The organism is Anaerotignum lactatifermentans (genome assembly GCF_014982935.1).
Classification (GTDB): Bacteria; Bacillota; Clostridia; order Lachnospirales; family Anaerotignaceae; genus Anaerotignum; species Anaerotignum lactatifermentans.
In genome coordinates this window covers 12,266-27,723 of record NZ_JADCKK010000033.1, presented here as the reverse complement: position 1 = coordinate 27,723, position 15,458 = coordinate 12,266, and the positions used below count along the sequence as shown (strand labels likewise).

Genomic DNA, 15,458 nt, shown 5'->3' with positions numbered 1-15,458 from the left:
TAAGTTTTTGAGAATCTACTATGCGAGAGTGATGGAAGTATACCGAAAATAAAAGAAAATAAACCCAAGAAAACAACAGACCGGATTTTGAGCCGGTCTAATTGTCGTGGAATTTTTATTTAGTTGAAAATCATTAAAAAGCTTGCGAAAAGGTCTTGACTTTTGTTAGCAGGTTTTTATGCTGCCGCTTCCAGCATGTTCTCAATAAAGATACCATATCCCCTTGTAGGGTCATTGACAAACACATGGGTCACCGCGCCTACCAGTTTTCCATTCTGCAAAATAGGACTGCCACTCATGCCTTGGACAATGCCCCCTGTTTTCGAAAGCAAATCAGGATCGGTCACATGGATGACCATACCTTTGCTGCTTTCTTTTCCAAAACGGTGTACCTGCTCGATTTCCACATCATAGGCTCTTACCTCATCTCCTGCAATATTAGAAAGAATCTGTGCCTTTCCTTCCTGAATTTCATCCTGCAGGGCAATGGGATAACTTTCACCGGTAAAGGCAGAGGTATCCGCAGTACCATAGATACCTACTTCCGTATTTTTTTCAATATCCCCTAGCACTTCATCCGCCTCAATGATGCCGTTCAATTCCCCCGGTTCGCCTTTTTGTCCCTTCACGATTTCTGTCAAATGGGAAGATGTGATATGCCCCTGTTTCAAGGACATCAAACCGCCAGTATCCACATCATAGATGCCATGACCCAGCGCACCAAAACGGTCTGTGGTTTCATCAAAAAAAGTCACAGTACCAATGCCCTGAATGCTGTCCCGAATCCAGATACCCAATTTATAGGCACCATCCGCAGGGCTATATACAGGTGTCACCTCTGCTTTTTGCTCCACACCATCCCGCACAAAAGCCACTTGTACTGGTGTAACGTCATGGCTGCCTACTGCCTCCAGAAAAGCTTCTTTGTTGGGCATTGCTTTGCCATCCACAGACTGAATCAAATCTCCTGTTTGCAGGATACCTTTGCATGGCTCCGTTTTGTTTCCTTCCGCATCCTCCACAAAACCAGTTCCCAGCACCAGCAAACCATCTGTGTCCATCTGCACCCCCACCGTACGTCCGCAGGGAATGAGTTTCGTATCCGGCAGTATATTAGCGGACACAGTCTTGACAGGGACTTTATCAAAAAGATAAAAAGTCACTTCTGTACTTCCCGCTTCATGAGCTTCTGCAGACACTTCCGTACCCAAAGACAAATGGAAATTATCCGCCGTTGGCTTTGCCGAAATGCCCAACACTTCCACACTTTCTTCTGTTTTCACAGAAACAGGCAGACGCAGATTATAAGCCGTTGTCCGCCCTGCCATCAGTGTCATATCGTCTGGCAGCAAAAAGCGTATGAGTCCCCAGCAAAAGAGAACTGCTGCCACAACCCAAAGCGTCAGGCATTTCCATCGGCATTTTCCTGTATTTCCTTCCATAAAAAAGCCTCCCGCATTGTTTTTTTGAAACAAGCTTGTTTCTTTTTTATGATTGCCAGCGAAAAGCATCCTATACAGGGAAAGAAAATACAGACGAACAGAAAGCAAATTTTTAGACACATGGAAATTTTTGCAAAAAAAGAGAAAGCCCTAAGCAAATTTTTCTTAAGAAAACATTGGGTTTTCTGGATTTCTTAAGAAGAATTGCGACAGCTGGCTTCAGCAGAAACATATCCAACAAAATCCTATAAAAATAAGAAAGCCAGAATCCTCTATATCTAAGGATTCCAGCTTTCTCTATTTTCTTATGAAGATGCACCTAAAAGGGCTATTTACATGATTTTAAAAATATCTTATTTCAGGTTGAAGAATGCATCCAGACCCAGGTACTGAGCTGTTTCGTCCAGTTCTTCTTCGATACGCAGCAGCTGGTTGTATTTTGCAACACGGTCTGTTCTTGCAGGAGCACCTGTTTTGATCTGACCAGCGTTTACAGCAACTACGATATCAGCGATTGTAGCATCTTCTGTTTCACCACTTCTGTGGGATACAACTGCTGTCATTTTGTTTCTGTTAGCCAGCTGAATTGCGTTGAATGTTTCTGTCAGTGTACCGATCTGGTTTACTTTGATCAGGATTGCGTTACCAGCTTTCAGATCGATACCTTTCTGCAGTCTTTCTGTGTTTGTTACGAACAGGTCGTCACCAACCAGCTGTACTTTGTCACCCAGTTCTTTTGTCAGCAGCTGCCAGCCTTCCCAGTCTTCTTCTGCCAGACCGTCTTCGATGGAGATGATGGGGTATTTTTCAACCAGTGCTTTCCAGAATTCCACCATTTCTGCGGAAGTACGAACGATTTCTTTGCCAGCCATTTTGCTTTCGCCGGGGAAGTGGTATTTGCCGTCTTTTTCATCATACAGTTCTGTGGAAGCAGGGTCCAGAGCGATTTTGATGTCTTCGCCCCATTTGTAGCCAGCAGCTTCAACAGCTTCTTTGATCAGGTCGATAACAGCGTCTGCTGTGGGCAGGTCAGGTGCGAAGCCGCCTTCGTCACCAACAGCTGTGGACAGACCTTTGTTTTTCAGAACTTTTTTCAGCATGTGGTAGATTTCTGCACACATACGCAGAGCTTCTTTGAAGGAAGAAGCGCCAACGGGCATGATCATGAATTCCTGTACGTCAACGGTGTTGTCAGCGTGTTTACCACCGTTCATGATGTTCATCATGGGAACGGGCATTGTTTTTGCATTGAAGCCGCCCAGGTACTGGTACAGAGGCATATCCAGAGCTTCTGCTGCTGCTTTTGCAACTGCCATGGAAACGCCCAGGATTGCGTTTGCGCCCAGTTTTGCTTTGTTGGGTGTGCCGTCCAGTTCCAGCATCAGGTTATCGATAGCAACCTGATCCAAAGCGTTCATACCGATGATTTCGTCAGCGATGATGTTGTTTACGTTGTCAACTGCATCCTGTACGCCTGTGCCGTTGTATCTGTCGCCGCCGTCACGCAATTCTACAGCTTCGAAAGCACCTGTGGAAGCACCGCTTGGAACAGCTGCACGACCGATAACGCTGTCGTCAACAACAACTTCTACTTCTACTGTAGGATTGCCTCTGGAATCCAGAATCTCTCTTGCATAAACGTCTGTAATTTCGTAATAGCCTTTCATGTGTTGAACTCCTCCTTAAAAATACCTATTGGTTGTTTCTCTTATTTATTGATGAGCAGGCTTTCACCTGTCATTTCCGCAGGTTTGGGCAGACCCATCATTTCCAGCAGTGTGGGGGCAATGTCTGCCAATTTGCCACCATCTTTCAGACCAATGCCGTCTGTGTAATTAACCAGAATAAAGGGTACAGGGTTTGTGGTATGGGCTGTAAAAGCTTCCCCTGTTTCATAATCCACCATCTGGTCGCTGTTGCCATGGTCAGCACAGATAAACATCTGCGCATTCACTTTCAGCAAAGTATCCATTACTCTGCCGATGCAGGTATCTACGGTTTCCACAGCTTTTTCTGCTGCTTCCAGGATACCTGTATGACCTACCATATCGGGGTTTGCGTAGTTGACGATGATCAGATCATATTCTCTGGATTCCAGAGCTTTAATCAGACCGTCTGTCACTTCCACTGCGCTCATTTCCGGTTTCATGTCATAAGTCGCTACTTTAGGGGAAGGCACCAGCCAACGATCTTCGTTGGGATTGGGTTCTTCCACACCGCCGTTGAAGAAAAATGTGACATGAGCATATTTTTCTGTTTCAGCGGTACGCAGCTGTTTCAGACCCAGAGAGGAAATGTATTCACCCAAAGTGTTGTCCAGACGCTGAGGTTTGAATGCCACTTCTTTGTTGGGGATAGTAGGGTCATATTCTGTAAAGCAAATGTATTTCAGATCCTGAGGCACCTGTTCTCTGGCAAAGCCGTCAAAATCAGGGTCGCACAGGCTTCTGGTGATTTCTCTTGCGCGGTCAGGGCGGAAGTTATAGAAGATCACCGCGTCGTGGTCACTGATCTTGCCAACTGCCTGTCCGTCTTCCTCTACCATGACAGTAGGTACGACAAATTCGTCTGTTTTGCCGTTTTCATAGGATTTCTGGATACAGCCCACAGCATCCTGTGCTGTTTCGCCTTTGCCAAGAACCATGGCGTTATAAGCTTCCTGTACCCGTTCCCATCTTTTATCTCTGTCCATGACATAGAAACGTCCCATCACTGTGGCAATTTTGCCTACGCCGATTTCACGGATTTTTTCTTCCAGCTGTGCAGTATAGTCTGCGCCGGAAGCAGGGGGTGTATCTCTGCCATCCAGAAATACATGAACAAATACTTTTTCCAGACCATTCCGTTTTGCCAGCTGTAACAGTGCGTAGAGGTGTGTGTTATGGCTATGCACACCACCGTCGGAAAGCAGACCATACAGATGCAGTGCGGAATTGTTCTTTTTGCAATGTTCCACAGCGTCCATCAAAGCAGGATTTTCAAAGAAATCGCCGTCTTCAATGGATTTTGTGATTCTGGTCAGTTCCTGATATACGATACGACCAGCACCGATATTCAGGTGACCCACTTCAGAGTTCCCCATCTGTCCATCGGGCAGACCAACAGCACGACCGCTGGCATAACCCTTCACGCAGGGATATTTTGCTTTCAGGCTGTCCAATACAGGTGTTTTTGCCTGTCTGATGGCATTGCCTTCTGTTCTTTCATTGATACCGAAGCCGTCCAGGATCATCAGTACCGTTGTTTTTTTATCCATTCTCGTTTACCTCCCGTTTCGTGAGATAACTTACTTATTGTAATGCACGATATCTGCAAATTCTTCTTTCAGGCTTGCACCGCCTACCAGACCGCCGTCAATGTCAGCCATCGCAAACAGTTCTGCTGCGTTTTTGCCATTTACGCTGCCGCCGTACTGGATACGTACTTCATCAGCCACAGCCTGTCCATACATTTCAGCCAGTACCTGACGGATTGCTGCGCAAACTTCCTGCGCCTGAGCGGAAGTAGCTGTTTTACCTGTACCGATTGCCCAGATGGGTTCATAAGCTACAGTTACTTTCTTCACATCATCTGCGCTGACACCTGCCAGACCGCATTTGATCTGCATACGTACCCATTCGATGGTAATGTTTGCTTCTCTCTGTTCCAGTGTTTCGCCACAGCACATGATGGGCAGCAGACCACTTTCCAGTGCTTTTTTCACTTTTTTGTTTACAGTTTCATCTGTTTCTGCAAAATACTGTCTGCGTTCGGAATGACCGATGACAACGTATTTTACACCCATTTCTTTCAGCATTGCTGCGGAGATTTCGCCTGTATAAGCGCCGCTTTCTTCAAAGTGCATGTTTTCTGCACCTACAGCAATGTTTGTGCCCTGCAGTGCTTCCAGCACGGGGTACAGATCCACGAAAGGCACGCAGAATACAACGTCGGCATCTGTTGTATTCACTTTGTCTTTCAGCAGTTCGCACAATGCTTTTGCTTCTGCGGGTGTTTTGTTCATTTTCCAGTTCCCTGCAATGATTTTCTTTCTCATAATGAAATACCTTCCTTCTTTATTTTTTAGCTGCCCATGGTACGGGCTGCTGTCTGTTCGATTCTCGCTACGATGTCTGCGCCAGTCATACCGGAAGAAACCATGATTCTGGGGATTGCCCCACGGGAAGTATTGCGGTTGATAACACCGGGGTCAATGGTGAAAAGCAGTGAAAATCCTTCATCCAGCAATGCCTGCTGCAATTCCGGTGTATTCTGTCCATTGGGATAAGCCAATGCTCTCACTGATGTTCTCCGTGTAGGCAGATTTGCTTCCAGTGCTTCTTCCCCTGCCAGTGCCGCTGCCACAAATTCCTCTGTGGTAGTCTTACCAGCGGGCACATGGTTGCTGGTGTGGTTATAAATGCCAACTTTGCTGTTGTTGATCATTTCAGATGCATTGCTCCATGTGAATTTCTTCAGACCGATCTGATTGGTGATATAGTCTGTTACCACAAAGATGGTTGCAGGCACATTATACTTCTGGAAAACGGGATACGCAAGATCATAATTGCTGTAATACCCGTCATCCATGGTAATGCACAGATATTTCACTTTCATATCCAGACCAATGTCACCATCTGTATCTTTTTCCTGTTCCTTTTTCGCCAGGATCTGATCCAGTTCTTCCATGGAAATGATGGTGTATCCCTGTTCTTTGAAGTAACGGATCTGTTCTTCCAGTTCTGATTGCATGGTGGTAATGCCATCACCAAAGCCCATATCCCGCACTGCAAAATGATGATACATCAGCACAGGAATATATTCTGTGGGGTCCACCTTGGGCAATGCTTCTGTTTCTTCCACTTTCTGGTCGCTTTTCAATACATCCACTGCCGCCTGAAAAGCATCGGGGTTCTTTTCCGCTGCCATGGCAACCTGTGTCATGCCCAAAAGCATGACCATGGTCATAAAAATCGTAAAAATTCGTTTCATAGTTCTATGCCGCTTCTTTCTCTTTATATTTACCTTCTCTTTGTTTCCCCGAAAACAAATTCCCCAAAATAAAATTATTTATCGTCTACAGCCACAACGCCGGGCAGTTCTTTTCCTTCCAGGAATTCCAGAGATGCGCCGCCGCCTGTAGAAATATGTGTCATTTTGTCGCCATAACCCAGCTGGTTTACAGCTGCTGCAGAGTCGCCGCCACCGATGATGGTTGTTGCGTCAATGGCAGCCATTGCTTCTGCGATTGCTTTTGTACCTTTGGCGAAGTTTTCCATTTCAAATACGCCCATAGGACCATTCCATACAACTGTTTTTGCACCTTTGATAGCGTCTGCAAACAGTTCTCTTGTTTTTTCACCAATATCCAGACCCATCCAGCCGTCAGGAATTTCGCCTGTAGGAACTGTTTTGTATTCTGTGTCATTTTTGAATTCTTTTGTGATGACTGTATCAACAGGCAGCAGGAAGTTTACGCCTTTTTCTTTTGCTTTTTCAATCATTTCTCTTGCGTAATCCACTTTGTCCAGTTCCAGCAGGGATTCGCCAACATGACCGCCCTGTGCCACTGCAAAAGTATAAGCCATACCGCCGCCAATGATCAGTGTATCAACTTTTTCCAGCAGGTTGTTGATAACATTGATCTTATCGGAAACTTTGGAACCGCCCAGGATTGCTACAAAAGGACGAACAGGGTTGTTTACTGCGTTGCCCAGGAAAGCGATTTCTTTTTCCATCAGGTAGCCAACTGCGGATTCTTCCACAAAAGCAGTTACGCCAACAGTGGAGCAGTGTGCTCTATGGCTGGTACCAAATGCATCGTTTACGAAGATGTCAGCCAGAGAAGCCAGTTCTTTGCTGAAGTTTTCTTCATTTTTTGTTTCTTCTTTGCGATAACGTGTGTTTTCCAGCAGTACCACATCTCCGTCTTTCATTTCTGCTACAGCTTTTTTCGCATTTTCGCCAACTACGTTATCGTCTTTTGCGAATACAACTTCTTTGCCCAGCAGTTCGGACAGACGTTTTGCTACAGGTGCCAGAGACAGTTCAGGCTTGGGTTCGCCCTTGGGTTTGCCCATGTGAGAGCAAAGGATCACTTTGCCGCCGTCTTTCATCAGTTTTTCAATGGTAGGCAGTGCTGCTGTGATTCTGTTTTCATCAGTGATCACACCATCTTTCAAAGGTACGTTGAAATCACATCTTACCAGAACGCGTTTGCCCTGTACTTTCAAATCATCTACTGTTTTTTTCTGTAACATAAGGGTTCTCCTCTCCATTTTAAATATCGGTATATTTTTGATTCTGTATGAACAGAATTACCATTCTACTGTGTATTATACTGCGCATTTCAAAGACCCGCAAGCCGCAGCATTTCCAGTGCCGCGCCTTCGTCCATGATAAATACCGCATTGGACATGCTCTTGCTTAGTGCAAGCAAACTTGCTGCCTTCTTTTTGCCTCCTGCGGAAACGATGACATGTTCCATACGATGCACTTCTTCGAAGTCCACACCAATGGAATTTGTTTCGTAGACCACTTCGCCTTTATGGTTGAAGTAATAGCCGCAGGCTTCTGCAACGGCATGTTCCTGCCGGAGCAGTTTACATGTATCATGATCCAGACGGCGTTTTTCTGCCATTTCCATGGCATCTCCAACACCCAGCAGCAAAATATCCACACGCTTCAATTCGTTAATGGTTTCTGCTACTTCTGGTTCTGATTTCATTTCTTCCAGCACATTTGCGCTGAGGTTATCCGGCAAATGCAGCATACGGTAATCGGCTCCGGCTTTTTCCGCCAGTTTTGCCGCCAAAGTATCTGCCTGCAATTCCAGCTTTCTGCCGATGCTGCCGCGAGCGGGCAATACCATTTCCGCTTTCTGCACTGCTGTATAAGGCATGGCTTCCACCAGTGCCGCCATAGTTGTTCCGCCGGTGATGGCGATACGACTGCTGCGGCGCATATTTTCCAGAAGGACTCTCGCGCCAATCTGTGCCATTTCTTTGACCGTACGGTCGCTTTCGTCGGAATTGCCCTGTGCCAGCAATACCCGCTGTGCGCCAAGGATTTCCCGTACTTTTTCTTCCAGTTCGGACATTCCTGTCAGACTGGAGAACAAATCACTGAGGTTTTCCAATACACTCAGACCGTCTTCCGTTACAGACATGCCTGTTTTGGAAACCTTCACCAGCCCTTGTGCATTGAGTTTTTCAATTTCACTGCGTACCGTTCTTTCTGTCATTCCAAGAGAGATTACCACCAGCCTTCTGCCGCATGGTTCCAGCAGACGAACGGTTTTCAAAATGCGGTATCTCTTTACCAGTTCCTCTGTCAAATCAGGTACGATTTTACGCACCATCTGCAGTTTTTCTTCCATGTTGCTCACCTCTTTGGATGCTTTCCGTCCCGCTATGCGTTTTTTGTCCCGCAGAATTTCAAAAAGTGGCTGACATAAGAAAAAATCTCCCGGTATTCCCCAATCCTTCTCATATCAGCCGCTTCCAGACGCATGCGTCTAAATCTTCTTAAGCCTGCTCTACTTTCACGGAATCGTCTACATCACTGTCTGTGCAGCAGCATTCATCGTCACAGCATTCGTCATCCAGATCGTCCCAATCATAGTCCCAGTCTTCATCGTATTCGTCATCCATTTTTGTTTTCAGCAGATAAACAACGCCAAGTGTAACCACTGCCAGTACAGCCGCAACGACTGCCAGCACGATAAACATGGTTTTCTTTTCGTCACGGTCCTGCAGCACAACAATTTTTTCTTTCAAATCGCTGAAGCTAGGTCTTACTTCAAAATATTTTTTCATAGCACTCTCTCCTTTACGTTTTGTTCTGCATAAATTTCTTTTTCAAAAATTCCTTATTCTTTCGCATCTCACTATATTCATAGTATGCTTTTTTCAGAATCTGGCGCTCATCGTTGAATTTGAGCAGATGATAAGCCTCATGGAATTTATAAAAACCCGCATCTGCAAAGTACTCCTCGCTCTGCGGTTTGCAGTAAAAGGAATTTGCACTCATCAAATACCAGTGCACCGTTTTGTTGACGGTATCTTCTCCGCCTTTGAAGGTATACTGTGTTTTGCCTACATATTTGATGATCTCGCCATTGGCACCTGATTCCTCTTTCACTTCACGCAGAGCAGTCTGGCGGTATGTTTCATTTTCTTCCACGGTTCCTTTGGGCAGAACCCAGCCCATATATCTGCCGTTCTGATTCTTATAGAGCAGGAGGATCTTCCACCTGTGTATCACGACGCCGCCGCAGCTTACTGCTTCAATCACCGCATTCCCTCCGCTTTATTATTTTATATGCCATTCGATATCAGTATACCGCTTTTTCCTCTGCTTTTCAAGACAAAGCGTAAATTTTACTATTTTTGGGACAATTTTTCTCCTGTGGGACGAAATGGGGATTTTTTCAGTAACTTTGACATATACCGCAGACTTGTAATGATGAGCAGTCCCATGAGCAGTGCCAAAAAAACTTCTGCCCCCGGAACATCTGCCAACAACAGGTAATTATACCAACCATGATACAGATAAGGTACCAGAAAAGCAAGGAGCCAACCAACTTTTCTTCCTGCAAATTTCGCCTCAGAAAGCCAATACCCCATCTGTACACTAAACAATCCATGTCCCGGCACAGAAAGAACTGCTCTTGCCAGCGCAGTGCCTATGCCGCCCCAAAGGGGATGGGTTACATACACAATGTTTTCGATCCATGCAAATCCTAAAGAAATAAAAACAGCGTAAACAATGGCGTCAAATGGCTCATTATATTGCGGATTCCGCGCCAGAAGCGCCAGCAGAAACAACAGTTTCACGCTCTCCTCCACCAAAGCCGCCTGCAAAAAAGCTGCCGCAAAGGGCAGATCTGTCAGCGGAAACATCGTTTCTACCCACTGTCCTACGCCGTAAATGACAAAAGTTGCGTAAACGCCAAAAAGCAGCCCCCATATAAGCATCTGCCACGGCTCTTTTTCATACTTATCCCGAATGTAAATATAAAACAAACCAATGATAATGGGGGCTGTTGCTGCCTGTATCAAATTGTCACCACCTTTTGTTTTTCATATCTTTCCCCATTTTTCCGAAAAATTTTCTTTTTTCCGAAAAATCATAAAAAAACAAAAGTGGTATGTTATAAAAAATCAACCGTATCCATGTGTCACATGACGCCAAGTTCCATCTTTATCTCTGACCAAAACCCATTCCCAATCTTCATAAGTATCATTGGGATTCAAAGAACCATCTCCACCGGAAGCGTCCACATCGAAAGCAGATACAAGCACAATGGCTTCTTCCGCTTCATAATCTTCTGCCCATTCTATGAATTCATCCTGATGATCATCACCCACATAAGTAATCTCCCGCAATGTACAGCCTTGAAATTCTTTGGCAAAATAACCTTCTGTTACCGTAATAGCATCCAGAATTTCTTCATCAGTATAAAGTGCCGAAGGTTCCCATGGTGTGATTTCCGCCTGCGATACATTCCCGCCGCTGCTGCACATCATCACCAAGGAAAGCAATAAAGAAATCCCCATTTCATACATAAAACCACTCCTTTTTCAAATTCAGATATCATTTTGAAAAAACAAAACAGGCAGTCAAGAATTCTCCCGCTGCCTGTCATTGTTCTATTTGAAAAAGCAAACTGCCTTTTCTTATTCTGTTTTGATGGCTGTCAATGCGCTTAGCTTCATAGCACGTTTTGCCGGCAAATAGCCAGACAATACACCAATCACTGTAGCAAAAGCAACAGCAGACAGGTAAAGCCATACGGGAATGGAAGATGTCATTTCGCTTGCCTGTTTAGTGGCAACCAAATTGACAATGAGCGACATGAGGAAACTGGTGATTATCCCTAGCACTCCTCCGGCAAAACCGATAAATGCCGCTTCTGTCAAAAACAGCAGTTTAATGTCACGCAGAGAAGCACCGATTACCTTCATGATACCGATTTCTCTGGTTCTTTCATAAATGGCCATAACCATAGTATTTGTAATACCGATTGCCGCTACAATCAGGGATACGGCACCGATGGCGCCCAGTACAATACGCAGCATCTTTGTGGTTTCTTTCATGGTGTTCAGCTGGTCTGTCAAGCTGGATGCCTGATATCCCATGTCTTTGATCTGCTGCTGTACTTCCTGTACTTTATTCAGGTCACTTACTTTCACAGCTACCTGTTCATATTCACCTTTTTTCTTCTGGTTGGCACTTCCTGTATTGCCCTGTTTTTTCCGCCATGCTTCTTTGTCTTTCTGGATTTTTTCCATCTGCTTCAGGGGCATCACAACATTATATCCATTGCCGCCTCCATCCGGCATGATTCCCAATACAGGTGTTTTGATGGGTTTGATGGATTTATCGGCATACTTTGTGCCGTAATTCCCGTCATAAGTCATAATGACCTTATCTTCCATCACATTGATTTCTGGAGCCTCTGCCTGCATCTGCATCTGCCAGCTTAATTTGGGATTGTAAAAGCTCGTAATAACGTCTCTGCCAACCACAATACCTTCTTTATCTTCCGCCGTTAATGTACGCCCTTCTTCCACTTTATAGCCAAGAGCTTCCATGGCGGCAGGGTCTATACCAATAAAACTGGCATTGCTCACATACTTGCCACAAACCAGCATCATACTTTCCCGCACAATAGGTGATACAGCTTCCACATACTCCATCTGCTTAAACTTATCAATGGCAGCGGCATCTAGCACTGCTTTTTTCTGGGGTTTGCCCCTGTTGGCATTTGCATCGCTGCTGATATACATATCACCATTGTTGCTATAAACATCAATAACTTGCAAACTGCCCCATTCTTCCACCTGTTTCTGAAAACTTTCATTCATGCCGATCCCGATGGAAATCATGACAACAATGGAAGTTGTACCGATAACTACCCCCAGGATAGTCAGAAATGTCCGCAGTTTTCGCTTCCAAAGATTGCGCACTGCCATCATGATCAAATCTCTTGTACTCATAAGGGCATACCTTCTTTGTCATCGTCGTCCTCGTCATCATCTTCCAATTCTTCGTCTTCATCATCGAAATCCATGCTTTCTGCAAAACCGTCAGGATCTTTCTTCTGTCCTCTGATGAACAGGAACAGACCCATGCCCAGAATTACAATCACACCAATACCGATGATAATATTTTTCATCGTCAAGCCATTCTGAGGAGGTTCTGCGCCGTCTTCTTCCCCTTCGGGCATCATAGGTTCTGTCACATTAAGCACATAATCCCGACGCTGTTCAATGGTTTCCCCACTGGCATCCTCATAAGTTGCCACAATGCTGACAGGCACTTCCCCAATGGTATTGGGTGTGAATGTTACTTCATAATAATCGCTTGCACCGGGGTCCATATTCCCTACATAAGTGCTTCTCTGGCTGCAATCTACGTCGCCTTCCACTTTGAACATCACATTATTCAGTGCAACCTTACCTGTATTATAGTAACTGAAAGAAACAGTCACAGGCATATACTGTTCCACAGTTTCGGGCATAGCAAATTCGTCCATGTTCAGTTCTGTTACCTGTTCCACATTGATGCCCAGCAGTTCCTGCGCAGTGTATTCATTGCCTTCCGCATCTTCATATTCAAAATTCACAGTCAGTGTATAAGTTTTGGGCTGTGCATTGGGCACGACATACAGCCGCAGTTCTTTATCCACTGTGCCTTTGGGTGGAATTGCGTCGAAATAATAGGTATTGCTGCTGTTAACAGGTGTGAAGATATTCCCGGATTTTTCTGTTTCGGAAGAAGTTTCTTCTGCCAGTGTCAGGAACATTTTGATATTTTTCACACCTTTGTCTTTATGGGTATTCATCAAAGACAGATTCAGGTCAAATTCTTCCCCTGCCATAACAATCAGCGGATCGCAGACATACTTACTAACGATAATCTTGGGTTTGCTCTTGTTCTTATCGTCTTCGCCTTCTTCTTCCTTATCCTTTTTGGGATTGGAAATATTGACGCCTGCATACTGTTTGAATGTATTTACTTTTGTTCCGCCGGAAGTATATTCCACGGTAAACTGGATGGCATAGTTCTGGCTGGAAGCCTGATTGGTTCCCGCAAAAGTAAATGTCATAGGCATGCTTGCGCCAGGTGCCAAGGACATGACATTCTTGACACTGCTGGATTTCGGTACCACTGCTGAAGGGTCAAGACCTTCCGCTGTGATAATGATATCTTTTGCTGATACCTGCCCTGCGTTATACAATTCAAACTGAATGGGGAAATTCTGATTGACACCATAGGTGCCCGCAGGTTCTTTCATATTACGAATGATGATCTGGGAAGCTTTGCCGCTGACACCCCCTACATTGATGTAGTAATCCTGTGTCTTTTCATATTCTTTACCCATTTCATCCATGTATTTCAGCTTTACTGTCACAGGATAGTTTCCTGCTGCCATATCCGCGCTGGTTGCCAGAGGGAAGGAGAATTTGCCTTCCTGCCCAATATTCAGTGTTCCCAGCTGTACACTGCTGAAACCGCCGCTCAAGCTGATTCCTTCTGTTGTCAATTTGTCCAAAATAACTTCTGCCTGATACATAATCTGACTGCCGGTATTCTTCACCCGTCCGGTAAGAGTACCACCAGTACCAGGAGAAAGGCTTTCCGGTGTCATTTTCATCTGGTCGAACAGATAAGAAGGTTCTCTGTCAAAGCCTTTGAGTTTGATATAAATGGTGTCAGAACCGCTGTAAGAGCCACCCAAAGGATCTTTGTATGTATAACTCAGTGTAATGGGATAGCTTGCCTTATCAGGGGAGCCATTCATATTCACATACAGTTTTAAAGTTTTTGTGCCATTAACACCCAAACTGCCTACATTTTCCCCGTCGGAAAAATTCAGTTTAAAAGGCGGCATAGCTTCTTCACTTTTTGCCCGAACCACAACGTTATCCGCAATGGCATTCCCTTTATTCTTCACCTGGATGCTCAAACGGTTTTCCTTGTTGTTTTCCACTTCATAAACACCATCGCCTGCCACAAATACCTGTGGGGTACCGATGTCAAACTTATCCTCTGCCATGATAGGAACTGACAGCCCCATCAATATAGACACCGACAGAATCATGGCAAACACACTTTTCCACGTTATCTTCCTCATACTTCCTCTCCTCCACTCTGTTGTTGCTCGTCTATCCGTTCAATTTTTCCATCCATCATAACCACAATTCTGTCAGCATATTCTGACAATTCCATATCGTGGGTAACGATAACAAGGGTTTGATGATTTTTCTTTGCTAATCCCGTAATCAGATCCATCATTTCGTATGTCGTCTTGGTGTCCAGATTTCCCGTAGGTTCATCAGCGAACACGACCTGCGGGCTGTTGATAAAGGCTCTGGCAATACTGACACGCTGCTGTTGACCGCCGGACATTTCACTTGGTTTATGATTGGCTCTGCCTTCCAGCCCAACGGCTTTGAGCATCTCCATAGCCCGCTCATTCCGTTCCTGTACAGGCACACCGCGGAAAATCAACGGCAACGTTACATTTTCCATAGCTGTCAGCGTCGGCAGCAAATTATAGGACTGAAATACAAACCCTACATACTTTTGTCGAAATTCTGCCAGCTGATCTTCATTCATGCGTTCAATGTGCTTTTTATTGAATATAATTTGTCCGCTGGTAGGCTTCTCCAACCCTGCAATCAAATTCAGCAATGTGGACTTACCGGAACCCGATTTCCCAAACAAACAGCAAACTTCTCCTTGTTTGATAGAAAGACTCAGTCCGTTGACAGCAGCAATGGTTTCCGCCCCCATACGGTAAAATTTTGTCACATCTTTGATTCGGATAATGCTTTTTCCCAAGGCTTCTCCTCCCTTCTTTTGGAAAACGATTAAATCATTTTAATCATTTTTTAATATTCACATTATAGCATGGACTTATTACGAAATCTCTCCCAATTATTTACAATTTTCTTAATAATCGTAAATTTGCAAAGTTCTTTTTGTGCAACATGATACGAAAAAATGAGCATTCATTGAAAAGTC

The 15,458-nt window shown here is 44.8% G+C and carries 14 protein-coding genes; all 14 read right to left on the bottom strand.

Annotated features, from left to right (window positions below):
• Positions 1 to 176: 176 nt before the first annotated feature.
• On the bottom strand, positions 177 to 1,442 hold the full coding sequence (spoIVB, locus tag INF29_RS09230) for a SpoIVB peptidase (protein ID WP_193486165.1): 1,266 nt from the start codon (positions 1,440 to 1,442) through the stop codon (positions 177 to 179).
• 353 nt (positions 1,443 to 1,795) lie between these two features.
• Complete coding sequence (eno, locus tag INF29_RS09225) at positions 1,796 to 3,109, bottom strand: phosphopyruvate hydratase (protein ID WP_072852271.1); 1,314 nt, start codon at positions 3,107 to 3,109, stop codon at positions 1,796 to 1,798.
• 41 nt (positions 3,110 to 3,150) lie between these two features.
• A complete protein-coding gene (gene gpmI, locus INF29_RS09220) occupies positions 3,151 to 4,698 on the bottom strand; it encodes a 2,3-bisphosphoglycerate-independent phosphoglycerate mutase (protein ID WP_193486162.1) in 1,548 nt (515 codons plus the stop codon).
• Positions 4,699 to 4,728: 30 nt separating this feature from the next.
• Entirely contained in the window at positions 4,729 to 5,481 is a 753-nt protein-coding gene (gene tpiA / locus INF29_RS09215; RefSeq protein ID WP_072852267.1) for a triose-phosphate isomerase, read from the bottom strand.
• Between the two features lie 23 nt (positions 5,482 to 5,504).
• A complete protein-coding gene (locus tag INF29_RS09210; protein ID WP_193486159.1) occupies positions 5,505 to 6,413 on the bottom strand; it encodes a polysaccharide deacetylase family protein in 909 nt (302 codons plus the stop codon).
• 74 nt (positions 6,414 to 6,487) lie between these two features.
• A complete protein-coding gene (locus INF29_RS09205; RefSeq protein ID WP_193486155.1) occupies positions 6,488 to 7,681 on the bottom strand; it encodes a phosphoglycerate kinase in 1,194 nt (397 codons plus the stop codon).
• 89 nt (positions 7,682 to 7,770) lie between these two features.
• A complete protein-coding gene (locus INF29_RS09200; protein ID WP_072852261.1) occupies positions 7,771 to 8,799 on the bottom strand; it encodes a sugar-binding transcriptional regulator in 1,029 nt (342 codons plus the stop codon).
• Between the two features lie 148 nt (positions 8,800 to 8,947).
• Complete coding sequence (locus INF29_RS09195) at positions 8,948 to 9,238, bottom strand: hypothetical protein (protein WP_054330359.1); 291 nt, start codon at positions 9,236 to 9,238, stop codon at positions 8,948 to 8,950.
• A 13-nt stretch (positions 9,239 to 9,251) separates the two neighbouring features.
• Entirely contained in the window at positions 9,252 to 9,716 is a 465-nt protein-coding gene (locus INF29_RS09190; protein ID WP_022253829.1) for an NUDIX hydrolase, read from the bottom strand.
• An 89-nt stretch (positions 9,717 to 9,805) separates the two neighbouring features.
• On the bottom strand, positions 9,806 to 10,483 hold the full coding sequence (locus INF29_RS09185) for a PrsW family glutamic-type intramembrane protease (RefSeq protein WP_193486150.1): 678 nt from the start codon (positions 10,481 to 10,483) through the stop codon (positions 9,806 to 9,808).
• A gap of 102 nt (positions 10,484 to 10,585) precedes the next feature.
• Positions 10,586 to 10,990: a hypothetical protein gene (locus INF29_RS09180; protein WP_207728148.1), complete on the bottom strand. Its 405-nt coding sequence runs from the start codon at positions 10,988 to 10,990 to the stop codon at positions 10,586 to 10,588.
• A gap of 111 nt (positions 10,991 to 11,101) precedes the next feature.
• The gene (locus INF29_RS09175) at positions 11,102 to 12,424 is read right to left on the bottom strand and encodes an ABC transporter permease (RefSeq protein WP_193486147.1); all 1,323 of its coding nucleotides are present in this window, start codon (positions 12,422 to 12,424) and stop codon (positions 11,102 to 11,104) included.
• Entirely contained in the window at positions 12,421 to 14,565 is a 2,145-nt protein-coding gene (locus INF29_RS09170; protein ID WP_193486146.1) for a COG1361 S-layer family protein, read from the bottom strand. The genes INF29_RS09175 and INF29_RS09170 overlap by 4 nt, the downstream gene beginning before the upstream one ends.
• Positions 14,562 to 15,227, bottom strand: a complete 666-nt coding sequence (locus INF29_RS09165; RefSeq protein ID WP_143158992.1) for an ABC transporter ATP-binding protein — start codon at positions 15,225 to 15,227, stop codon at positions 14,562 to 14,564. Before INF29_RS09165 ends, INF29_RS09170 begins: the two co-directional genes overlap by 4 nt.
• Between the last annotated feature and the right edge of the window lie 231 nt (positions 15,228 to 15,458).

Bases quoted from the DNA above. Each gene is read 5' to 3' on its own strand.
- spoIVB (WP_193486165.1), bottom strand. From the start codon at position 1,442: ATGGAAGGAAATACAGGAAAATGCCGATGGAAATGCCTGACGCTTTGG.
- eno (WP_072852271.1), bottom strand. From the start codon at position 3,109: ATGAAAGGCTATTACGAAATTACAGACGTTTATGCAAGAGAGATTCTG.
- gpmI (WP_193486162.1), bottom strand. From the start codon at position 4,698: ATGGATAAAAAAACAACGGTACTGATGATCCTGGACGGCTTCGGTATC.
- INF29_RS09210 (WP_193486159.1), bottom strand. From the start codon at position 6,413: ATGAAACGAATTTTTACGATTTTTATGACCATGGTCATGCTTTTGGGC.
- INF29_RS09205 (WP_193486155.1), bottom strand. From the start codon at position 7,681: ATGTTACAGAAAAAAACAGTAGATGATTTGAAAGTACAGGGCAAACGC.
- INF29_RS09200 (WP_072852261.1), bottom strand. From the start codon at position 8,799: ATGGAAGAAAAACTGCAGATGGTGCGTAAAATCGTACCTGATTTGACA.
- INF29_RS09195 (WP_054330359.1), bottom strand. From the start codon at position 9,238: ATGAAAAAATATTTTGAAGTAAGACCTAGCTTCAGCGATTTGAAAGAA.
- INF29_RS09180 (WP_207728148.1), bottom strand. From the start codon at position 10,990: ATGTATGAAATGGGGATTTCTTTATTGCTTTCCTTGGTGATGATGTGC.
- INF29_RS09175 (WP_193486147.1), bottom strand. From the start codon at position 12,424: ATGAGTACAAGAGATTTGATCATGATGGCAGTGCGCAATCTTTGGAAG.
- INF29_RS09170 (WP_193486146.1), bottom strand. From the start codon at position 14,565: ATGAGGAAGATAACGTGGAAAAGTGTGTTTGCCATGATTCTGTCGGTG.
- INF29_RS09165 (WP_143158992.1), bottom strand. From the start codon at position 15,227: ATGGGGGCGGAAACCATTGCTGCTGTCAACGGACTGAGTCTTTCTATC.